Source organism: Ramlibacter sp. (genome assembly GCF_036383835.1).
GTDB lineage: Bacteria > Pseudomonadota > Gammaproteobacteria > Burkholderiales > Burkholderiaceae_C > Ramlibacter.
Genome location: NZ_DASVNN010000037.1, coordinates 1 through 21,934, shown reverse-complemented (window position 1 = coordinate 21,934; position 21,934 = coordinate 1). Strand labels below are relative to the sequence as shown.

The following is a 21,934-nucleotide window of genomic DNA, read 5'->3' as shown; positions in this document are numbered from 1 at the left end:
GAGCCCGTAGGGCGTATCGAGCCGTGCGTACGTTTCTGGCTCGCGAAGCTGTTCGAGTCTGGAGTTTGCCCGCGCGCGGGCAAACTCCAGAGGAGTTCTTCGCGTGGCGGCGCCGGGATCCGACTTTCAGGTTTGCCCCCGAAGCGGAAGCGAGGGGGACGCCGCCCCAGCGGGCCCACACCGCGCACCGCCTGCCGCGACGCGCCCCGATGCTCGAAAGCGGGAAGCGGCGCCACAGCGCCGCTTCAATTCGAATGCCCCGGATCCCCGCCTGCGCGGGGATGACGGGGATCAGGCCGCCTGCGTATTCCGCAGGCGGATGTGCAGTTCGCGCAACTGCTTCTCGTCGACCGGGCCCGGCGCCTGGGTCAGCAGGTCCTGGGCGCGCTGGGTCTTGGGGAAGGCGATCACGTCGCGCAGCGATTCGGCGCCCGTCATCAGCATGACGAAGCGGTCCAGGCCGATGGCGATGCCGCCGTGCGGGGGCGCGCCGTACTGCAGCGCGTCCAGCAGGAAGCCGAACTTCGCCTTGGCTTCCTCGGCGTCGATCTTCAGCGCGCGGAACACCTTGCTCTGGACGTCCTCGCGGTGGATACGGACCGAGCCGCCGCCCAGCTCGATCCCATTGAGCACCGCGTCGTAGGCCTTGGCCACGCAACGGCCCGGGTCGGTTTCCAGCCAGTCCTCGTGGCCGTCCTTGGGCGAGGTGAAGGGATGGTGCACCGCGTTCCAGCGCTGGGCGTCCTCGTCGAACTCGAACATCGGGAAGTCCACGACCCACAGCGGCCGCCACGCGCCTTCGACCAGGCCCTTGCCCTTGCCGAACTCGCTGTGGCCCACCTTCACGCGCAGCGCGCCGATGGCGTCGTTCACCACCTTGGCCTTGTCGGCGCCGAAGAAGACCAGGTCGCCGTCCTGCGCGCCGGTGCGCTTGAGGATCTCGGCGATCGCGCGGTCGTGCAGGTTCTTCACGATGGGCGACTGCAGGCCTTCACGGCCCTTCGCGGCCTCGTTGACCTTGACCCAGGCCAGGCCCTTGGCGCCGTAGATCTTCACGAACTCGGTGTAGCCGTCGATCTCGCCGCGGCTCATCTCGCCGCCGCCGGGCACGCGCAGGCCGACCACGCGGCCGTCCTCGGCGTTCGCCGGGCCGGAGAACACCTTGAAGTCGACGTCCTTCATGACGTTGGTGAGCTCGGTGAACTCCAGCTTCACGCGCAGGTCCGGCTTGTCGGAGCCGTACAGGCGCATGGCGTCGGCGTGCTGCATCACGGGGAAGGCGCCGATGTCGACGCCCAGCACGTTCTGGAAGGTGCTGCGGATCATGCCCTCGAACATCGTGCGGATCTCCTCCTCCTTCAGGAAGGAGGTCTCCACGTCGATCTGCGTGAACTCGGGCTGGCGGTCCGCGCGCAGGTCCTCGTCGCGGAAGCACTTGGTGATCTGGTAGTAGCGGTCGAAGCCGGCCACCATCAGCAGCTGCTTGAACAGCTGCGGCGACTGCGGCAGCGCGAAGAACATGCCGTCGTGCACGCGCGAAGGCACCAGGTAGTCGCGCGCGCCTTCCGGCGTGCTCTTGGTCAGCATCGGCGTCTCGATGTCGATGAAGCCGTTGGCGTCCAGGAACTTGCGCACTTCCATCGTCACGCGGTAGCGCAGCATCAGGTTGTTCTGCATGTACGGGCGGCGCAGGTCCAGCACGCGGTGCAGCAGGCGCGTCGTCTCCGACAGGTTCTCGTCATCGAGCTGGAACGGGGGCGTGACCGACGGATTCAGCACCACGAGCTCGTGGCACAGCACCTCGATCTTGCCGCTCTTGAGGTTGTCGTTGGTCGTGCCGGCCGGACGCGCGCGCACCACGCCCTTCACCTGGATGCAGAACTCGTTGCGCAGGCCTTCGGCCGTCTTGAACATCTCCGGGCGGTCCGGGTCGCACACCACCTGCACGTAGCCTTCGCGGTCGCGCAGGTCGACGAAGATCACGCCGCCGTGGTCGCGCCGGCGATTGACCCAGCCGCACAGGGTCACGGTCTGGCCGAGCAGGGCTTCGGTCACCAGACCACAATAGGTCGTACGCATGGATTGGGACATGGGAATGCTTTCGGCAATACCGCCGGCTGCGAGCCGGCTTATCGATTCGTGATGGGAGGCGCGACGACGCCCATGGACACCACGTACTTGAGCGCGTCGTCCACGCTCATCTTGAGTTCGATGCAGTCGCTCTTGCGCAGCATCACGAAATAACCGCCGGTGGGGTTGGGCGTCGTCGGCACGTAGACGCTGAGGTATTCCTCGCCCCGGAGGTAGTTGACGACGTCGCCGCCGGGCGCGCCCGTGACGAAGCCGATGGTCCAGACGTCCGGCCGCGGCCACTGCACCAGCACCGCGGTGCGGAAGGCGTTGCCGCTTTCGGAGAACAGCGTGTCGGAGACCTGCTTGACGCTGGAATAGATCGAGCGGACGACCGGGATGCGCGTCACCACGCGGTCGCCCAGCGAGACCAGCTTGCGGCCGAAGAAATTGCTGGCGACGGCGCCCGCGATCAGCAGGATCGCCAGCGTCAGCAGCACGCCGAAGCCGGGGATGTGGAAGCCGATCAGGCGGTCAGGCTGCCAGGCTTCCGGCAGGATCAGCAGCGTCTGGTCGAGGGTCTCGATGACCCAGCGGAGCACGGCGACCGTGATGGCCACCGGAACGATGACGAGCAGCCCCGCCAGCAGCCATTTGCGCAGGGCAGCCATCGGGCGCTTCAGCGGCAGGCGCAGGACGCGCCGCAGCCGCCCGCCGAGGCGCTGGGCGCGTCGGTCTTGGTGGCGGGAGGGGTGCTGCTTTCGGTCTTGGCGCCCTCGGCCGGCTTGTCGGCCGGCTTGTCCGCGGGCTTGGACGTCGACGAGCCGCTGTTGCCGCTCCGGAAATCCGTCACATACCAGCCCGAACCCTTGAGCTGGAAGCCAGCGGCGGTGATCTGCTTGGTGAAGGATTCCGCGCCGCAGGACGGGCAGGTGCTCAGGGGGGCGTCGGAGATCTTTTGCAGGACGTCCTTGGCGTGGCCACAGGAGCCGCACTGGTAGGCGTAGATGGGCATGGCTGTGTCAGGTCGAGGGGTGCAAAGCCCGAAATTATAGGGGACCCTCGAAATCTCAACCCCGGCGCGGGGTCAGCCTACTGCGCCGGCAGGCCGGCGACGTGCTTGACCGCCTCGTGGCGATTCTGCAGGAGCTGCGGCAGCAGCGAGCCGGCGATCATCCCGGCGAAGGCGGCGATCAGGCCGGCCAGCTGGCCCGGGAAGGCCTTGCTCAGGGCCTCGCCCCCGACCTGCGGGAAGAACAGCGCCCACACGGCGATGCCCGCCGCCACCGAGAAGATCGCGCCCTGGGTGGTCGCCCGCTTCCAGTAGATGCCCATCACGAGCGGCACGAAGGCGCCGACCAGGGTCACCTGGTAGGCCGCCGACACCAGGTCGTAGATCGACGTGCCCTTCATCGCGATGGCATAGGCCAGCACCGTGGCCGTGAACACCACGATCGTCACGCGCATCGCGAACAGCTGCTCCTTGTCCTTCATGCCGGGACGCAGGTTCTTCAGGATGTTCTCGACGAAGCTGGTCGAAGGCGCCAGCAGCGTGGCCGACGAGGTGCTCTTGATGGCCGACAGCAGCGCCCCGAAGAACAGGATCTGCATCACCAGCGGCATTTTGGTGAGGATGAAGGTCGGCAGCAGGCGCTGGTAGTCGTTCTTGGCCAGCTCCAGGGCGCTGTTGCCCATCACCACCACCGCCGCGGCCACGATGAACATCGGCACGAAGGCGAACAGGATGTAGGAGGCGCCGCCGATCACCGCGCCCCTGCGGGCGGTGTCGGCGTCCCTGGCCGACATCACGCGCTGGAACACGTCCTGCTGCGGGATGCTCCCGAGCATCATGGTCAGGCCGGCGCCGATGAAGAAGGCGATCTCGGTGAAGCTCGGGGGCGGGAAGAACTTCCACAGGTCCTGGGTGGACGCCAGCGCCACCACCTTGTCGGCGCCGCCGGCGAGGTCCGCCGCGAAGACGGCGATGACCGACAGGCCGATCACCAGCACGATCATCTGGATGAAGTCGGTCCAGGCCACGGCCAGGAAGCCGCCGATCACCACGTAGACCAGCACCGCGAGGGTGCCGACGATCATGCCGGTGGTCTCGGACATGGCGCCGTTGGTGAGCACCGAGAAGACGAGCCCCAGCGCGGTGATCTGCGCCGCGACCCAGCCGAGGTAGCTGAGGATGATCGCCAGCGAGCAGAACACCTCGATGCCGCGCCCGTAGCGCCGGCGGTAGAAGTCGCCGATGGTCAGCAGGTTCTGCTTGTAGAGCTTGGTCGCGAAGAACAGGCCCACCAGGATCAGGCAGGTGCCGGCGCCGAACGGGTCTTCGACGATCGCGTTGAGGCCGCCCTGGACGAACTTGGCCGGGATGCCCATCACCGTCTCGGCGCCGAACCAGGTGGCGAAGGTGGTGGTGACCACCATGATCAGCGGCAGGCTGCGGCCGGCGATCGCGAAGTCGGAGGTGTTCTTGATGCGGGTGCCGGCCCAGACGCCGATGGCGAGCGTCCCGAGCAGGTACAGGACGACGAAGGTGATCAGCGTGTAATTCATCGATGGTCCCCCAACGCCCCTCCGAGGGCAGCGGGATGATACTCGACCGTAACGCCTCGACGGCGCGCTAGAAGAACAGGATACGGCCGCGGAGCAATTGCATCACGGCGATGGCCAGAGCGAAACCCAGGCCCACGTAAACGATGCCTTGCAGCAGCCGGTTGGTGCGGCGCTGCTCGGTCAGCAACTCGCGCATCTCGTCGCGCAGGGTGTGGTGGCGGTCCTGCAGGTAGGCGTGCACCAGACGCGGCAGCTCGGGCAGGATCTTGGCGAAGCGCGGCGCCTGGTCGCGCAGCTCCTGCCAGGCCTTCTGCGGGCCGATCTGGTCCAGCATCCACTTCTCGAGGAAGGGCTTGGCCGTGTTCCACAAGTCCAGGTCCGGATCGAGCTGGCGGCCGAGGCCCTCGATGTTCAGCAGCGTCTTCTGCAGCAGGACCAGCTGCGGCTGGATGTCGACGTTGAAGCGGCGCGACATCTGGAACAGGCGCATGAGCACCATGCCCAGCGAGATCTCGCGCAGCGGCCGGTCGAAGTACGGCTCGCAGACGGTGCGCACCGCGCCTTCCAGTTCGTCCACCCGCGTGCCGGGCGGCACCCAGCCCGACTCGATGTGCAGCTCCGCCACCCGCTTGTAGTCGCGCCGGAAGAAGGCGGTGAAGTTCTGCGCCAGGTAGTCCTTGTCGAACTCGGTGAGCGTGCCGATGATCCCGAAGTCCAGCGAGATGTAGCGGCCGAAGGTGCCGGGGGCCACGCTCACCTGGATGTTGCCGGGGTGCATGTCGGCGTGGAAGAAGCCGTCGCGGAACACCTGGGTGAAGAAGATGGTGACGCCGTCGCGCGCCAGCTGCCGCAGGTCGACGCCGGCCTCGCGCAGACGTTCGGTCTGGCTGATCGGCAGGCCCGTCATGCGCTCCATGACGATCACTTCCGGGTGCACGAAGTCCCAGTACATCTCCGGGATCATCACCAGGTGCAGGCTCGCCATGTTCCGGCGCAGCTGCGCCGCGTTGGCGGCCTCGCGCACGAGGTCCAGTTCGTCGTGCAGGTACTTGTCGAATTCGGCGACCACCTCGCGCGGCTTGAGGCGCCGGGCGTCGTGCGACACGGCCTCGACCCAGCGCGCCATCATGCGCATCAGGTCGAGGTCCTTGTTGATCACCGGCAGCACGCCCGGGCGCAGCACCTTGACCGCGACTTCGCGGATCTCGCCGCTGCGCAGGCGCACCGTGGCGAAGTGCACCTGCGCGATCGAGGCGCTGGCCACCGGCTCGCGGTCGAAGGTCTCGAAGATCGCGGAGATGGGGCGGCGGAAGGACCGCTCGATGGTCGCCACGGCCACTTCGGAGGGAAACGGCGGGACGCGGTCCTGCAGCAAGGCCAGTTCGTCGGCGATGTCGGTCGGCAGCAGGTCGCGGCGGGTGGACAGCACCTGCCCGAACTTCACGAAGATCGGGCCCAGGTGTTCGAGCGCCTGGCGCAGCCGCTGGCCGCGCGGGGCATCGAGCTGGCGCCGGCGGCCGAAGGTGACGATGCGGGCCAGCCATCCGAGCCGGAAGCCGGACAGGGCGAGTTCGTCCAGCCCGTAGCGGACGATCACCCAGAAGATGAAGGCGGCGCGAAAGTAGCGGGTCATCCGCCCGCCTGCCCCGGTCCGTTGGGCGCCGCGGGAGCCGGCGTGCCGCCGGGGGCGGCGCCGCGGCCGGCGAACTGCCGCAGGGCGGCGGCCATCTTGCGCAGCACCTCGCCGATGGCGTGCGCCGGCGCGTCGCCGAACACCCGGGCGAGGTCTTCCTCGATGTCCCAGCGCACGTGGTCCACCAGCCACTGCACCTCGGCGGCGAGCTGCACGTCGCCGGCGATGCGCACCGCCGGCTTCTCGCCGCGCAGCGCGGCCTGGGCCAGCGAGAAGGGCGAATCCTGGGCGACGGTGAGCGTCAGGTCCGGTTGCGCGGTGGCCGGCGCGAGGTCCAGCAGGCCGGCGGGCGTCGCCTGCAGGCGCATGCTGAACTGGCGCCAGTGGGCCTCGACGACGCGACCAGCCTGGCGCTTGAGCCGGGCCTGCGCCTCCGCTTCCTGCTGCAGCACGTGGTTGAACAGCAGCACCAGGCGACGCTGCACCTCGTCGATGACCCATTGCGGCGGCTGGAACACGCGGCCGGCACGGTCGAAAAGCTGGTCCAGGAAAGAAGAAGGGGGCTGTGTCGCCATAGCCCCCGATTATGTTCGCTCAGCGTTCAGCGTCGGGCGTTCAGCGTGTCTCCCGCTCAACGCCCAACGCCCAACGCCTACTGGAGTGCCTGCACCCCCGCCACCAGCCAGCCGGCGGAGCCGTCCTTGGGCTTGAGCATGTTCCAGACCTCGCGGAAGGGCACCGGGCCGGCGGTGGGCTCCTCGCGGATCAGGCCGGAGAACTCCACGCTGGCCAGGTACTCGGTGCCGAGTTCCTCGATGCCCAGCAGCTGCGCCTCGAGCATCACGATGTCGGTTCGGGCGGCGGCCGGCGCCGGCTGGCGGTCGCGCTCGGCGATCTGGCCGCGGATCTCCTGCAGCATCTCGTCGGTCATCATGCCGCGCAGGGTGCCCATGTCGGAGCGGTCCCAGGCGTCCTGCAGGGTCGTGAAATTGCGCTTGGCCGCGGCCAGGAAGCCCTCGGTGTCGAAGCCGGCCGGAACGCCCCAGTTCTGCGAGCCTTCCAGCACGCCGCGCGGCTGGCCGGCCAGCGCGGAGCCGATGCGGATGCCGCCGGTGTCGCGCGCCTGGCCGAAGCCGGAGGTCGGGTCCTCCCAGGGACGTGCCGAAGCGTCGTTGCCCACCTTGGCCGGGTTGTATTGCGGCGGGGAAGCGGGCGCATCGGCGGAAGCGCCGGCGCCCTGCCAGGCGTAGCCGCCGGTGCGCTGCATCGGGGCGGCGCCCTGGCGGCGGCGCATCACCATGCCGACGACGGCCATGACGACGACGGCCAGCAGCGCGATCAGCAGGATGTTGCCGAAGGCTGCACCGAAGCCCAGGGTGTGCGCCAGCCAGGCCAGCCCCAGGCCGGCGGCGAGGCCGCCCAGGATGCCGCCGAAGCCGCGGCGCGCCGGCTGCGTGGCGGGCGTCGCGGGTGCGGCCGACGGTTGCGTGGCCTGCCGTTGTTGCGGCGCTGCGTTCGGCGCCGCCGGCGGCGCGGACTGCCGCTGCGTCACGTTGGACGACTGGCGGCCGATCGAGCCGCCGCCGCCCAGGCGGCGGGCCGCGTCCGCGTCGAGGGCCCCGAGGGCCAGCACGCCGGCCAATAGAACGGTCCAGAGTTTCATTGCGGTCTCCTTGCAAGCCCCAGATGCGGCCTCAGCACTTGATTGCAACGTGCAGGGCCGCGACGCCGGCGGTCAGGTTGTGATAGTCCACGTGCCCGAAGCCGCTCGCCTTCATCAGCGTCTTCAGCTCCTCCTGCCCGGGATGCATGCGGATCGACTCGGCGAGGTAGCGGTAGCTCGCCTCGTCGCGCGCGATCAGCCGGCCCAGGCGCGGAAGCACCGAAAACGAATACCAGTCATACGCCTTTTCCAGCGGTCGCGCCACCTTGGAAAACTCCAGCACGAGCAGCTTGCCGCCCGGTTTCAGCACCCGGTGCATCTCCGCCAGGGCGCGGTCCTTGTGCGTCATGTTGCGCAGGCCGAAGCCCACGCTGACGCGGTCGAAGCTTTCGGACTCGAACGGCAGTTTCTCCGCGTCGCACACGGCGGTCGGCAGGACCAGGCCGCCATCGAGCAGCCGGTCGCGTCCGACGCGCAGCATGGACAGGTTGATGTCGGTGTGGACCACCAGTCCCTCGCTGCCGGCCTTTTTCGCAAACGCCTGGGCCAGGTCGCCCGTGCCGCCCGCGAGATCCAGCACGCGGTGGCCCGGCCGCACGTCGGCCACCAGCACCGTGAACGCCTTCCAGGCGCGGTGCAGGCCCATCGACATCAGGTCGTTCATCACGTCGTAGCGCGGCGCCACCGAGTCGAAGACGCCGCGGACCTTCCGCGCCTTGTCGCGTTCGTCGACGGTCTCGAAGCCGAAGTGCGTGTCGCTCATGCTTCGCGTCCTAGTGCCCGCAGGCGTGGCCGGCCTTGGCGGCCATGGGGGCGTCGCGGTCCACGCCCGCTTCCTGCAGCCGGCGCTGGTAGTCCTCCCAGAGCTGCGCCTGCTGCGTGCCCAGGAAGTACAGGTAGTCCCAGGAGAAGATGCCGCTGTCGTGGCCGTCGGAGAAGGTCGGCTTGACCGCGTAGTTGCCCACGGGCTCCAGCGACACCACGTCGACCTCGCGCTTGCCCGTCTGCAGCACCTCCTGCCCCGGGCCGTGGCCCTGCACCTCGGCGGAGGGCGAGAACACGCGCATCAGCTCGAAGGGGATGCGGAACAAGGAACCGTCGGCAAAGCCGACCTCCAGCACGCGCGATTGCCCGTGCAGGGTGATCGCCTCGGGAAGGGGAGTTTCGCTGCGCAGTCCTGCCATGTCGGCAGTTTAAGCGCAGCCGGGAGCGTGCGCAGCAGGCTCCCGCGTCAATACTTGACCGTGAGCGTGATGTAGAAACGGTCGTCGCCGCGTTTCGGGGCGAAGGAATTGACGGTCAGCGGCACCTTGCTGCCGTCGACGACGTAGCCGTAGTCGGCGCCGGCCGAGATGGGACCGCGCTCGAAGCGCAGTCCCACGCCGACGCTGGCGATGGCGTCGGAGCCGGGCCGGCCCAGGCCATCCGCGTTGTGGTTGCGCAGCACGCCGGCGTCGACGAAGCCGTGCAGGCGCAGGCCGGGCGACAGCTCGGGCGTGCTCAATTCCATCGTGCCGGACGCACCGCTGTCGCCCGAGATGGGCCGCTCGACCTCGGTGCCGCGGATCGAGCCGATGCCGCCCAGGCCGTAGCGTTCGCCGGCGATCAGCGCGTCGGGGCTGGCCTGGAAGGCGCCGCGCACCGTCCACAGCCAGGTCCGCGCGAACGGCGCGGTGTAGGCCGCAAGGCCGCGCACGGCCTTCCAGTGCACGGTGTCGATCCGCGGGTCCTCGCTGCGGTAGGAGGCGAGGTCGTTGTTGGCGCCGCTGCCGGTGTTCCAGGCGAGCTCCACGTTGTAGCCCCAGGCGGCGTCGTCGGTCTCGGTGCGCGCCGTGTAGCCCACCGTGACCGGGCGGCTGCGGCGGTCCATCGTGGCGGCGACGCCGCTCACCAGCAGGCGGTCGAACACCTTGTCCTGGATCGCGAAGTTGACGTAGCTGCGGCGCCCGCCCTTGGGCGGCAGGTACAGCAGGTAGTTGAGGCCGAGGGAATGGCCCGCGCCGGTGACGTCGAAGGCGCCGAAGTTGCCGACGACGTCGGAGCGCACGTAGGTGGCGCCCAGCACGCCGCCCTGCGCGTAGAGCGGAACCTTGTAGCTGAGGCCCAGCTGCTTCACGTCGCCCGGACGCTCCAGGGAGGTGGTGTAGGCGCCGACGAACTGGTGGTCGCGGTTGAACAGGTTGGTGTGGCCCAGTGCCACGGTGAAGCGGTCGCGGCCGGTTGCCTTGGAGCCCAGGTTGGAGAGGGTGGCGCCCACGGTCCAGGGGCGCTTCTCCTTCACCGTGACGGTCGCGTCGATCCGGTCCGGCTCCTCGGATTCGCGCAGCCGCACCTGCACCTGCTTGTTCGGGTTCTCGTTGGCGATCGCCGTCTGGATCGCGAGGGTGCGGAAGTTCGGGCTCTCGCCTTCGCGCAGCTCCGGCAGCGTGCGGCGGACGTTGCCCTCGTCGTAGAAGCTCGCGCCCTCGACGCCGACCTTGCCGATGGCGAACTTCACGACCTGCAGCCGCACCGTGGCGCCCACTTCCTGCGGCGGCAGCGCCACCCGGTGCAGGCCGAAGCCATGGTCGCGCAGGGCCTCCTCCAGCGCGGCGGTCGCCTGCTGCAGCGTCCGCAGGGTGGCGTCGGGCCGCACGAAGGGCGCCAGCACGCGCTGCGTGGCCGCATCGCCGAGCGGGTTCTCGCCTTCGACGCGGAAGCCGCGGATCGCGAACACCGGGCTGGCGGCGGGCGCCGCCATCGGTGGCATGCTGCGCGGAAGCGAAGGGACCGCGGGCGCCTGCGCGCCGGCGACGGTGGCGGCCGCGGCCGCGGCCAGCGCCAGCAGGGCAGGCCGCGGGGCCCGCGGCGGAACGAATCGTCGCTTCATGTTTCTTGCCGCTCTCGTTCTAGGGTCGCGCCATTCTCGGCAGCGGGCGGCGCCTTGTCACCCGCGCAAAGGCTTACTTGCAGACCTGGGCGCTGCGGATCCCCGACTCGCCCAGGATGCTGGAAAGCATCGGGTTGCGCGAGGTCGGCAGCGGGATCCGGTCGAAGTCCAGGAACTTGGGCACGAACGTCGGCCGGATCGTGTCGCCAGCCGTGCCCGCGAAGCCCGCCTCGCCGCGGCCGAGGTGCAGCACCTCGCGGGCCGTGGCGATCTCGACGTGGCCGTCGCGCACGAACACGAACAGGCCTTCCGAGGCGTCGTTCACGTCGCCGGCGGAGAACAGGTTGCCGGGCACGTCGACCTGGTCGGGGCGCGGCGTGTTCATGTCGGGCTGATTGAGGACGGGCTGGATGGGGCCGGTCGCGGGGATGAAGAGCCCCTGCCCCGCCTGCAGCACCTGCAGCGCGGTCTGGCCGGCCTGGCCCACCTCGATCGCGCCCAGCCAGGTCCACAGCGTCAGGCCGGTGTCCGGTTCGCCCGGCTCGCCGGCGCAAGGCCCGGTGCACTGCACGTCGAAGCCGGTGCCGCGGATGCCGATGGTGGCGGTGTTCGTGCTGAAGCCGACGTTGCGGTTGTTGGCCCGGGCGATGAGGCCGGTCAGGGCGCGCACCGAGCCGCGCAGGATCGAAGCGAGGAAGCGGCCGTCGCCCGCATTGCCGTTGTCGTAGACGAAGTTGTCGACGCGAAAGCGCGTCTGCGAACCGAGCGTGATGCGGGTCTCGTCGCGGAACGCCAGCACGGCCTGGCCGCCGCGCGACGTCTCGACGACGTCGCCCGGGTAGACGCTGCCACCGTTGACCAGCCGCCGGCGTTCGCCGGCCGCATTGGAGGCGAAGATCTCGCCCTGCGCGCCGACGATCTTGGCGCTCGCCTGCACCGCGTTGGGCCGGGCGGCGTCCGGGATCTGGCTGGATTCCTGCGCGCAGTCGCCGCTGCACAGGCGCGCGTCGAAGTCGGTGCCGCGGATCCCGATGGTGGCGGTGCTGGTCTGGATGCGCGCCGCGTTGGGCGAGTTCTTCGAGATCACGCCGGTGAAGGCCCGCAGGCCGCCGCGCACCAGCTGCAGCAGGAAGCTGTTGTCCGGCGCGTTCTCGCGGAACTGGTACTGCTGCAGCACCAGCTCCGAATTGGGCCGCACGGTCATGCGCGTGCCGTCATTGAGCCGGATGATGGCCGAGGCGCCCTCGGAGGTGGTCAGGCGGTCGCCCTCGCGCAGTGCGAGGCCGCGGCCCAGCGTACGCGGGCCTTCGCCGGGCGTCTGCGCGAAACCGACGCCGCGCGAGAACTCCACCTCGCCCGCCGACTGCGCGTGGGTGAAAGGCGCGGCCAGCGCCAATGCCAGGAAGGCCAGGGACGCAAGCCAGGGGATTCGGCGTTGTGCGGCGCGCATGACGAACCTCCGGTCACCGGTGTTGCAACCGGAATTCGAACCACCGGGTTATACACGCTTGCCGCAGAGGCACACGCCCCCGTCCGGGAGAGCGGACCCGCCACGACGTGCGGGATTTCACGAGCCCGCCCCGGTTCAGGCGACCCGCGGCAGCACCGAAAGGAGCTCCTGCTCCAGCGCCGGCAGCCGGCGCGCGACGTCCGCCACGCGGGCGGCCTCGGCCTCCCGCTGCGGCTGCGCCCACACCGGGCCGGGGAAGTGGCTGTCCCAGTCGAAGCGCGCGATCACGTGCCAGTGCAGGTGCGGCACCACGTTGCCCAGGGCGGCGACGTTCACCTTGATCGGCTGCAGGTGGCGCAGCATCGCCCCCTCCACCGCGGTGACCGCGTCCATGCAGGCCATGCGGTCGGCCCGCGGGAGATGCGAGAACTCGCGCGCGTGGTCCTGCCACACGATGCGGTAGAAGCCGGGGAAGCCGGCCTCCTGCGCGTGGATCAGGCGCCACTTCGGCGCCTGGAACACCAGGCGCCCGCCGGACTCGTCGCACAGCGGGCAGCCGGCGAGCCTGCTCATACCAGCACCCGCTCGATGCCGCCGGCGTTGGCGGCCTTCACGTAATCCTTCATCCAGTCGGCGCCCAGGATCTTGCTCGCCATCTCCACCACGATGTAGTCGGCTTCCAGCAGGCCGTTCTGCAGGTCGTGGTTGTAGCGGTGCATGCCCTGCAGGCAGCTGGGGCAGCTGGTGAGGATCTTGATGTTGCCCTTCTCCGGCACGGCGCCCGAAGCGCGCAGCGCGGCTTCGTCCTTGCGCAGTTCCTCCTCCTTGCGGAAGCGGACCTGCGTGGCGACGTCGGGCCGGGTGACGCCGAAGGTGCCCGACTCGCCGCAGCAGCGCTCGGACTTGCGTACCTGGTCGCCCACCAGCGCCTTCACCGTCTTCATCGGGTCCTGCAGCTTCATGGGCGTGTGGCAGGGGTCGTGGTACAGGTAGCCGCCCGCGCCCTCCAGCTTGATGCCCTTCTCCAGCAGGTACTCGTGGATGTCGATGATGCGGCAGCCCGGGAAGATCTTGTCGAACTCGTAGCCCTGGAGCTGGTCGTAGCAGGTGCCGCAGGAGACCACCACCGTCTTGATGTCCAGGTAGTTCAGCGTGTTGGCCACGCGGTGGAACAGCACCCGGTTGTCGGTGATCATCTTCTCGGCCTTGTCGAACTGGCCGGAGCCGCGCTGCGGATAGCCGCAGCACAGGTAACCCGGGGGCAGCACGGTCTGCACGCCGGCGTGCCACAGCATGGCCTGCGTGGCCAGGCCCACCTGCGAGAACAGGCGCTCGGAGCCGCAGCCCGGGAAGTAGAAGACCGCTTCGCTTTCCGAAGTGGTGGCCTGCGGGTCGCGGATGATCGGGACGTAGTCCTTGTCCTCGATGTCCAGCAACGCGCGCGCCGTCTTGTTCGGCAGCCCCGCGGGCAGCTTCTTGTTGATGAAGTGGATCACCTGCTCCTTGACGGGAGCGGGGAAGTGCGTCTCCGGCGGGCGCGTGACCTGCAGGTGCGCGAAGCCGCGCAGCAGGTTGTTGCCCATGCGCTGGGCCTTGAAGCCCAGGCCCACCATGCCGGCGCGGATCGCCTTGATCGTCTTCGGGTTGGTGGCGTTGAGCATCATCATCGCCGCGGCGTTGCCGGGACGGAAGCTCTTCTGCCCCATCTTGCGCAGCAGGTTGCGCATGTTCATCGACACGTCGCCGAAGTCGATCTTCACCGGGCAGGGATTCACGCACTTGTGGCAGACCGTGCAATGGTCCGACACGTCCTCGAACTCCTCCCAGTGCTTGAGCGACACGCCGCGGCGCGTCTGCTCCTCGTACAGGAAGGCCTCGACCAGCAGCGAGGTCGCGAGGATCTTGTTGCGCGGGCTGTACAGCAGGTTGGCGCGCGGCACGTGCGTGGCGCACACCGGCTTGCACTTGCCGCAGCGCAGGCAGTCCTTGATGGAATCGGCGATCGCGCCGATGTCCGACTGCTGCATGATGATCGACTCGTGGCCCATCAGGCCGAAGGACGGCGTGTAGGCGTTGGTCAGGTCGGCGTACACCGAGGTGTCGGCATCGACCGCGGCGCGTTCGGTGGAGCGCAGCAGCTTGCCCTTGTTGAAGCGGCCTTCCGGGTCGACGCGCTGCTTGTAGTCGGCGAAGGGCGCGATCTCCTCGTCGGTGAGGAACTCGAGCTTGGTGATGCCGATGCCGTGCTCGCCGGAAATCACGCCGTCCAGCGAACGGGCCAGCGCCATGATGCGCTTCACGGCCTCGTGCGCCGTCTGCAGCATCCGGTAGTCGTCGCTGTTGACGGGGATGTTGGTGTGCACGTTGCCGTCGCCGGCGTGCATGTGCAGCGCCACCCACACGCGGCCCTTGAGCACGCGCTTGTGGATCGCGTTCACCTCGCCGAGGATGGGCGCGAACGGGTCGCCGGAGAAGATCGCGGCCAGCGGCGCGCGGATCTGCGTCTTCCAGCTCGCCCGCAGGGTGTGGTCCTGCAGCTGCGGGAACAGCGTCGCGACTTCGTCCAGCCAGCCCTGCCACTGCGTGCGCACGTCGCGCACCAGGGCCAGCGCCTGCTGCACCCGGTCTTCCAGCAGTTCCGCCGAAGGGATCTCGCCGGCGTCGTCCTGCTTGCCCAGCGGCAGGTTGCCGCGCGAGAAGAAGGCTTCCAGCTCGTTGGCCAGCTGGATCTTGTTGCGCAGCGACAGCTCGATGTTGATGCGCTCGATGCCGTCGGTGTATTCGGCCATCCGCGGCAGCGGGATCACCACGTCTTCGTTGATCTTGAAGGCGTTGGTGTGCTTGCTGATGGCGGCAGTGCGCTTGCGGTCCAGCCAGAACTTCTTGCGCGCCTCGGGGCTGACCGCGATGAAGCCCTCCCCGCTGCGCGAGTTGGCCATGCGCACGACCTCCGAGGTGGCGCGCGCCACCGCGTCGGGATCGTCGCCGGCGATGTCGCCGATCAGCACCATCTTGGGCAGCACCGCGCGCTTGGACTTGGTGGAGTAGCCCACCGCCTTCAGGTAGCGGTCGTCCAGGTGCTCCAGGCCGGCCAGCACGGTGCCGGTGCGGCCCTGCTCGGCGAACATGAAGTCCTTGATCTCGACGATGCTGGGCACGGCGTCCCTGGCGTTGCCGAAGAACTCCAGGCACACCGTGCGGGTGTGGGCCGGCATGCGGTGCACCACCCAGCGGGCGCTGGTGATCAGGCCGTCGCAGCCTTCCTTCTGGATGCCGGGCAGGCCGGAGAGGAACTTGTCGGTGACGTCCTTGCCCAGGCCTTCCTTGCGGAAGCGCGCGCCGGGGATTTCCAGGCGCTCGGTGCGCGCCGGCTTGTCCCAGTCGATGCGCTTGTCGGCTTCGAAGTAGCGCAGCTCGAAGGTGGCGACCGGCGCGTCGTGGATCTTGCCGAGGTTGTGGTCCAGGCGGACCACTTCCAGCCACTGCGCGTCGGGCGTGACCATGCGCCAGGACACGAGGTTGTCCAGCGCGGTGCCCCACAGCACGGCCTTCTTGCCGCCGGCGTTCATGGCGATGTTGCCGCCGATGCAGGACGCTTCGGCCGACGTCGGGTCCACCGCGAACACGAAGCCACCGCGCTCGGCCGCGTCGGACACGCGCTGCGTCACCACGCCCGCTTCGGTCCAGATCGTCGGCACCGGCTGGTCGTGGCCGGGGATGGCGACCCGCTCCATCTCGCTCATGGCCTCGAGCTTCTCGGTGTTGATCACCGCGCTCTTCCAGGTGAGCGGGATCGCGCCGCCGGTATAGCCGGTGCCGCCGCCGCGCGGGATGATGGTCAGGCCCAGCTCGATGCAGCCCTTGACCAGCCCGGCCATCTCGGCCTCGGTGTCGGGCGTGAGCACCACGAAGGGATATTCGACCCGCCAGTCGGTGGCGTCGGTCACGTGCGACACGCGGGACAGGCCGTCGAACTTGATGTTGTCCTTGGCCGTGTACTTCCGTAGCAGTCGCTGCGCGCGCGTGCGCAGCTGCGCCGTCTGGTCGAAGGTCGCATCGAAGTTGCGCACGGCCACGCGGGTGGCTTCCAGCAACTCGCCCACCAAGGCGTCGCGCTGCGCGTCGCCGGCGGGGTCGCGCCGCTTCTCGATCTCCGCGACGCGATGGTGCAGGGCCTCCACCAGCTGGCGGCGGCGCTTCGGGTTGTCCAGCAGGTCGTCCTGCAGGTAGGGATTGCGCTGCACGACCCAGACGTCGCCCAGCACCTCGTACAGCATGCGGGCCGAGCGGCCGGTGCGGCGCTCCTCGCGCAGGCGGTTCAGGACTTCCCAGGCCCGGGAGCCGAGCAGGCGGATGACGATCTCGCGGTCGGAGAACGAGGTGTAGTTGTAGGGGATCTCGCGCAGCCGCGGCGTTTCGCCGTCGACTGCCGCCATCAGGTGTTCGATTGTCGTCGGGGCGTTCATCGGGTCAGGGCTATGTCAGCCAATGCGCACCTCGGCTGAACGAGGATGTTACCGCAGCGCAGCAAGTCACACTTGCGTGGGCTATCGGAAACCCGCTTGCCGCTGGGGAAGGCGCTCTGTCTAATGCGCGTCACAAACAAACCGTAGAGTCATGCCCTTTTCAGGCATCCGAACAGGAGTGAGTCGATGAAATTGAAGCTTTCTGCGCTGGCCTTGTGCGCCGCCGTCTTCGCCGCGGCCCCGGCCCGGGCGCAGACCGAGATCCAGTGGTGGCACTCCATGGGCGGCGCCCTCGGCGAATGGGTCAACGACCTCGCCAAGGACTTCAATGCCAGCCAGAAGGACTACAGGATCGTGCCCACCTTCAAGGGCAGCTATCCCGAGTCGATGACCGCCGGCATCGCCGCCTACCGCGCCGGCAACGCACCGCACATCATCCAGATCTTCGAAGTCGGCACCGCCACCATGATGAACGCCAAGGGCGCCATCGTGCCCGTGGCCAAGGTGATGAAGGACGCCGGGCTCAAGTTCGATCCCGGCGTGTACGTGCCCGCGGTGGCGGGCTACTACACCGCCCCCAACGGGCAGATGCTGAGCTACCCCTTCAACAGCTCCACGCCCGTCTTCCACTACAACAAGGACGCCTTCAAGGCCGCCGGCCTCGATCCCGAGAAGCCGCCCAGGACCTGGCCCGAAGTGGCGCTCGCCGCCGCCAAGCTGAAGGCCTCCGGCCACAAGTGCCCCTTCACCACCAGCTGGGTCAGCTGGACGCAGCTGGAGAGCTTCTCGGCCTGGCACAACGTGCTGTACGCGACGAAGAACAACGGCTTCGGCGGCCTCGACACGCGCCTGGCCTTCAACAGCCCGCTGCACGTGCGCCACATCGAGAACCTGGCCAACATGGCCAAGAGCGGCCTGTTCGTCTACAAGGGCCGCGACAACGCCGCCGACGCGACCTTCGTGTCCGGCGAGTGCGCCATGATCACGGGCTCCTCCGGCCTGTCCGGCAACGTGAAGCGCAACGGCAAGTTCGGCTACGGCATCAGCACCCTGCCCTACTACCCGGACGTGCAGGGCGCGCCGCAGAACACCGTGATCGGCGGCGCCAGCCTGTGGGTGATGTCGGGCAAGAAGCCCGAGGAATACAAGGGCGTGGCCCGCTTCCTGGACTACCTCTCGCAGCCGGAAGTGGCGGCCAAGAGCCACCAGCGCACCGGCTACCTGCCGGTCACCAAGGCTTCGTTCGACCTGACCGAGAAGTCCGGCTTCTACAAGCAGAACCCCGGCTTCGACGTCTCGGTGAACCAGATGGTCCGCAAGACGACCGACAAGTCGCGCGGCGTGCGCCTGGGCAACTTCCTGCAGATCCGCACCATCATCGACGAGGAGATGGAAGGCGTGTGGCGCGGGGCGAAAGCGCCGAAGGAGGCGCTGGACACCGCGGTGAAGCGCGGCAACGAACAACTGGAGCGTTTCCAGAAAGCCAACAAGTCCTGATGTCACCCCCGCGCAGGCGGGGGCCCAGGGCGCTGGAGGAAAGCCCCGCAGTGCGGGGCTTTTTCGTGGAAGCCCTGGATCCCCGCCTGCGCGGGGATGACGGGGATCGTCGTGTCTCAGCCATTCGGAGACAATAGCCCGCCATGGAGAAGAGGGTCCGATTCAAGTCGTGGTGGCTGCCCTGGGTGCTGGTCGCGCCGCAGGTCGCCGTCGTCCTGGTGTTCTTCTTCTGGCCGGCCGCCCAGGCGCTGTTCCAGAGCGTGATGCTGCAGGACGCGTTCGGCGGCAGCAGCGAGTTCGTCGGCATGGAGAATTTCCAGCGCCTGTTCGACGACGAGAGCTACCTGGAGTCGTTCAAGACCACCGCGCTGTTCTCGGCGCTGGTGGCCTTCTCCGGGCTGTCCATCGCGCTGCTGCTCGCGGTGATGGCCAACCGGGTCATCCGCGGCGCCTCGGTCTACAAGACGCTGCTGGTGTGGCCCTATGCGGTGGCGCCGGTGGTGGCCGGCGTGCTGTGGCTGATGCTGTTCGCCTCGCCCTACGGCGTGATCAGCTACGCGCTGCAGGCGATGGGCATCCCCTGGAACCACCTGCTGGACGCCAACCACGCCATGGCGCTGATCGTGATCGCGGCGGTGTGGAAGCAGATCTCCTACAACTTCCTGTTCTTCCTGGCCGGCCTGCAGTCGATCCCGCATTCGCTGATCGAAGCCGCCACCATCGACGGCGCGACGCCCTGGAAGCGCTTCTGGAGCATCGTGTTCCCGCTGCTGTCGCCCACCACCTTCTTCCTGCTGGTGATCAACGTCATCTACGCCTTCTTCGAGACCTTCGCGATCGTCGACGCGGCCACGCACGGCGGCCCGGGCAAGGAGACGGCGATCCTGGTCTACAAGGTCTACTACGACGGCTTCAAGGCGCTGGACATCAACGGCTCGGCCGCGCAGTCGGTGGTGCTGATGCTCATCGTCGTCGCGCTGACGGTCATCCAGTTCCGCTTCGTCGAGAAGAAAGTGCAGTACTGAAGATGATCGAACGGCGTCCCTGGCTCACCTTCTTCTCGCACCTGGTCCTGCTGGCCGGCGCGGCGATCGTCATGTTCCCGGTGATCGTGGCGATCATCGGCTCGACGCAGACGGCGGAGCAGATCACCTCCAGCCACCCGCTGTCGCTGGTGCCGGGCGGCAACTTCCTCTACACGTACAAGCTTGCGCTGTTCGGCGGCAAGACGGCTTCGGGCTCGACCATCGCGCCGGCCTTGCCGATGATGTGGGTGAGCCTCGTGGTCGCGCTGGTCATCGCCATCGGCAAGATCGCGATCTCGCTGCTGTCGGCCTTCGCGATCGTGTACTTCCGCTTCCCGGCGCGCAACCTGGTGTTCTGGATGATCTTCGTCACCCTGATGCTGCCGGTGGAAGTGCGCATCGGGCCGACCTACCAGGTCGTATCCGACCTCGGCATGCTCAACACCTACGCAGGCCTCACGGTGCCGCTGATCGCGTCGGCCACCGCCACCTTCCTGTTCCGGCAGTTCTTCCTCACCGTGCCGGACGAACTGGTGGAAGCGGCACGCATGGACGGCGCCGGCCCCATGCGCTTCTTCTTCGACGTGCTGCTGCCGCTGTCGCGCACCTCGATCGCGGCGCTGTTCGTCATCCAGTTCATCTACGGCTGGAACCAGTACCTCTGGCCGCTGCTGGTGACGACCAGCGAGGACATGTACCCGGTGGTGCTGGGGATCAAGCGCGCGATCTTCGGCGAGATCTACGTGGAGTGGAACGTCGTGATGGCCACGGCGATCCTCGCGATGCTGCCGCCGGCGCTCGTCGTGATCCTGATGCAGAAGTGGTTCGTCAAGGGCCTCGTCGATACCGAGAAATAGCTATGGCATCCATTTCCCTGAGAAACGTCGTCAAGGTCTACGGCACCGGCAAGGCCGCGCTGCAGGTGATTCACGGCGTCGACGCCGAGATCGCCGACCGCGAATTCATCGTCATCGTCGGGCCGTCCGGCTGCGGCAAGTCGACGCTGCTGCGCATGGTGGCCGGGCTGGAAGAGGTCAGCGGCGGCGAGATCGACATCGGCGGCCGCGTCGTGAACGACCTGGAGCCGGCCGAGCGCGACATCGCCATGGTGTTCCAGAACTACGCGCTCTATCCGCACATGAGCGTGTTCGAGAACATGGCCTACGGCCTGAAGATCCGAAAGCTGCCGCGGGACGAGATCAAGGCCCGCGTCGACAAGGCGGCAGGGATCCTGGAGCTCTCGCACCTGCTGGAACGCAAGCCGCGCCAGCTCTCGGGCGGGCAGCGCCAGCGCGTGGCGATGGGCCGCGCGATCGTGCGGCAGCCGCAGGTGTTCCTGTTCGACGAGCCGCTGTCCAATCTCGACGCCAAGCTGCGCGCGCAGACCCGGCTGGAGATCCAGAAACTGCACCGCGAGCTGGGCATCACCTCCCTCTTCGTCACGCACGACCAGGTCGAGGCGATGACGCTGGCGCAGCGGATGATCGTGATGAACGCCGGCCGCATGGAGCAGTTCGGCACGCCCGAGGAGGTGTACCACCGGCCGGCCTCCACCTTCGTCGCCAGCTTCATCGGCTCGCCGCCCATGAACCTGCTGAAGGAGGTGCAAGGCGGCCGCAATGGCGCGATCACCGGCATCCGGCCCGAGCACCTCGACGTGTCGGACTCGGGCTGGGAAGTGCGCACCGAGACGGTGGAGATGCTGGGCGCCGAACGCCTGGTCTACGGCCGGCTCAATGGCGAGCAGGTCATCGTCCGCATCGAGGAGCACCAGCCGGTGCCCGCGGCCGACCAGGTGATCCGCGTGAAGCCGCGGGAAGATCGCCTGCACTGGTTCGATCGCGAGAGCGGCAAGCGGATCGCGGCATGACGGATTGGCCGTACCCGCGCTGGGTCGCGCATCGCGGCGCGGGCAAGCTGGCGCCGGAGAACACCCTCGCCGCGTTCAAGCTGGGGGCGTCCCACGGCTACCGCATGTTCGAGTGCGACGTGAAGCTCTCGGCCGACGGCGTGCCCTTCCTGATGCACGACGCCACGCTGGAGCGCACCACCAATGGCGTGGGCACCGGCGGCGACCAGCCCTGGGACCAGCTGGCGCGGCTCGATGCGGGCGGCTGGCATTCGCGGGCCTACGCGGGCGAGCCGCTGCCGACCTTCGAGAACATCGCGCGCTACTGCCTGGCCAACGGCCACCTGCTGAACATCGAGATCAAGCCGACGCCGGGCGTGGAGGCGAAGACCGGCGAGGTGGTGGCGAACTACGCCAACCGCATCTGGGCCGGGCAGGCGGTGCCGCCGCTGCTGACGTCGTTCCGGCCGGAGTCGCTGCAAGGCGCCATGCAGTCGCAGCCGCAGCTGCCGCGCGGCTTGCTGCTGGACACGCTGTGGGATGGCTGGTTCGACATCGCGCGGCAGCTGCAGTGCGTGGCGATCGTGTGCAATTTCCGGCTGTGGACCCCGCAGCTCGTGGCGCAGGTGCATGGCGCGGGGATGCGCTGCTCGAGTTACACGGTGAACGAGTCGCAGGATGCACAGCGGTTGGTGCAGCTCGGGACGGACGGGATCATCACGGACCGGGTCGACCTCTTCGCCCCCGCCCCCTAGCCGCTACTTCGCGCCGGCTCCGAACGCGGAGAGGAAGTACTCCGTCGCGTACGCCACGGACTTCGCCGCCGTCGCCGCGTCCGCCTGGTGGA

Annotated in this window: 18 protein-coding genes; 5 read left to right on the top strand and 13 right to left on the bottom strand. The window is 68.4% G+C overall.

Annotated elements, in window-relative coordinates; genetic code table 11:
- Positions 1–291: 291 nt before the first annotated feature.
- From aspS to VF522_RS06520, 13 genes are all read right to left on the bottom strand, one after another.
- Positions 292–2,079 (bottom strand): aspartate--tRNA ligase, encoded by a 1,788-nt coding sequence (gene aspS / locus VF522_RS06580; protein WP_414709465.1) that lies wholly within the window; start codon positions 2,077–2,079, stop codon positions 292–294.
- 50 nt (positions 2,080–2,129) lie between these two features.
- A complete protein-coding gene (locus tag VF522_RS06575) occupies positions 2,130–2,741 on the bottom strand; it encodes a DUF502 domain-containing protein (RefSeq protein WP_330907434.1) in 612 nt (203 codons plus the stop codon).
- An 8-nt stretch (positions 2,742–2,749) separates the two neighbouring features.
- Positions 2,750–3,085 (bottom strand): FmdB family zinc ribbon protein, encoded by a 336-nt coding sequence (locus VF522_RS06570; RefSeq protein ID WP_330907433.1) that lies wholly within the window; start codon positions 3,083–3,085, stop codon positions 2,750–2,752.
- Positions 3,086–3,162: 77 nt separating this feature from the next.
- Entirely contained in the window at positions 3,163–4,635 is a 1,473-nt protein-coding gene (locus tag VF522_RS06565) for a sodium:solute symporter family protein (protein ID WP_330907432.1), read from the bottom strand.
- A 67-nt stretch (positions 4,636–4,702) separates the two neighbouring features.
- A complete protein-coding gene (gene ubiB / locus VF522_RS06560; RefSeq protein WP_330907431.1) occupies positions 4,703–6,268 on the bottom strand; it encodes a ubiquinone biosynthesis regulatory protein kinase UbiB in 1,566 nt (521 codons plus the stop codon).
- Positions 6,265–6,843, bottom strand: a complete 579-nt coding sequence (locus VF522_RS06555) for a hypothetical protein (RefSeq protein WP_330907430.1) — start codon at positions 6,841–6,843, stop codon at positions 6,265–6,267. Before VF522_RS06555 ends, ubiB begins: the two co-directional genes overlap by 4 nt.
- Positions 6,844–6,920: 77 nt before the next feature.
- Positions 6,921–7,931, bottom strand: a complete 1,011-nt coding sequence (locus VF522_RS06550) for a Tim44 domain-containing protein (protein WP_330907429.1) — start codon at positions 7,929–7,931, stop codon at positions 6,921–6,923.
- A gap of 31 nt (positions 7,932–7,962) precedes the next feature.
- Positions 7,963–8,694, bottom strand: a complete 732-nt coding sequence (ubiE, locus tag VF522_RS06545; protein WP_330907428.1) for a bifunctional demethylmenaquinone methyltransferase/2-methoxy-6-polyprenyl-1,4-benzoquinol methylase UbiE — start codon at positions 8,692–8,694, stop codon at positions 7,963–7,965.
- A 10-nt stretch (positions 8,695–8,704) separates the two neighbouring features.
- On the bottom strand, positions 8,705–9,115 hold the full coding sequence (locus VF522_RS06540) for a DUF971 domain-containing protein (RefSeq protein WP_330907427.1): 411 nt from the start codon (positions 9,113–9,115) through the stop codon (positions 8,705–8,707).
- A gap of 47 nt (positions 9,116–9,162) precedes the next feature.
- Positions 9,163–10,800 (bottom strand): ShlB/FhaC/HecB family hemolysin secretion/activation protein, encoded by a 1,638-nt coding sequence (locus VF522_RS06535; RefSeq protein ID WP_330907426.1) that lies wholly within the window; start codon positions 10,798–10,800, stop codon positions 9,163–9,165.
- 73 nt (positions 10,801–10,873) lie between these two features.
- Complete coding sequence (locus tag VF522_RS06530; protein ID WP_330907425.1) at positions 10,874–12,250, bottom strand: FecR family protein; 1,377 nt, start codon at positions 12,248–12,250, stop codon at positions 10,874–10,876.
- Positions 12,251–12,385: 135 nt separating this feature from the next.
- The gene (locus tag VF522_RS06525) at positions 12,386–12,823 is read right to left on the bottom strand and encodes an HIT family protein (RefSeq protein WP_330907424.1); all 438 of its coding nucleotides are present in this window, start codon (positions 12,821–12,823) and stop codon (positions 12,386–12,388) included.
- The gene (locus tag VF522_RS06520) at positions 12,820–16,716 is read right to left on the bottom strand and encodes an FAD/FMN-binding oxidoreductase (RefSeq protein ID WP_330907423.1); all 3,897 of its coding nucleotides are present in this window, start codon (positions 16,714–16,716) and stop codon (positions 12,820–12,822) included. The genes VF522_RS06525 and VF522_RS06520 overlap by 4 nt, the downstream gene beginning before the upstream one ends.
- 186 nt (positions 16,717–16,902) lie before the next feature.
- Here VF522_RS06520 and ugpB point away from each other — a divergent pair, with 186 nt between their 5' ends.
- The 5 genes from ugpB to ugpQ all read left to right on the top strand — a co-directional run bounded on the left by ugpB (position 16,903) and on the right by ugpQ (position 21,842).
- On the top strand, positions 16,903–18,213 hold the full coding sequence (gene ugpB / locus VF522_RS06515) for a sn-glycerol-3-phosphate ABC transporter substrate-binding protein UgpB (protein WP_330907422.1): 1,311 nt from the start codon (positions 16,903–16,905) through the stop codon (positions 18,211–18,213).
- A gap of 143 nt (positions 18,214–18,356) precedes the next feature.
- Positions 18,357–19,238 carry a sn-glycerol-3-phosphate ABC transporter permease UgpA gene (ugpA, locus tag VF522_RS06510; RefSeq protein ID WP_330907421.1) on the top strand — a complete coding sequence of 294 codons (882 nt, stop codon included), beginning with the start codon at positions 18,357–18,359 and terminating at the stop codon, positions 19,236–19,238.
- 2 nt (positions 19,239–19,240) lie between these two features.
- On the top strand, positions 19,241–20,095 hold the full coding sequence (gene ugpE / locus VF522_RS06505) for a sn-glycerol-3-phosphate ABC transporter permease UgpE (protein ID WP_330907420.1): 855 nt from the start codon (positions 19,241–19,243) through the stop codon (positions 20,093–20,095).
- Positions 20,096–20,097: 2 nt separating this feature from the next.
- Positions 20,098–21,108 (top strand): sn-glycerol-3-phosphate import ATP-binding protein UgpC, encoded by a 1,011-nt coding sequence (locus VF522_RS06500; RefSeq protein WP_330907419.1) that lies wholly within the window; start codon positions 20,098–20,100, stop codon positions 21,106–21,108.
- A complete protein-coding gene (ugpQ, locus tag VF522_RS06495; protein WP_330907418.1) occupies positions 21,105–21,842 on the top strand; it encodes a glycerophosphodiester phosphodiesterase in 738 nt (245 codons plus the stop codon). Before VF522_RS06500 ends, ugpQ begins: the two co-directional genes overlap by 4 nt.
- Positions 21,843–21,934 lie beyond the last annotated feature (92 nt).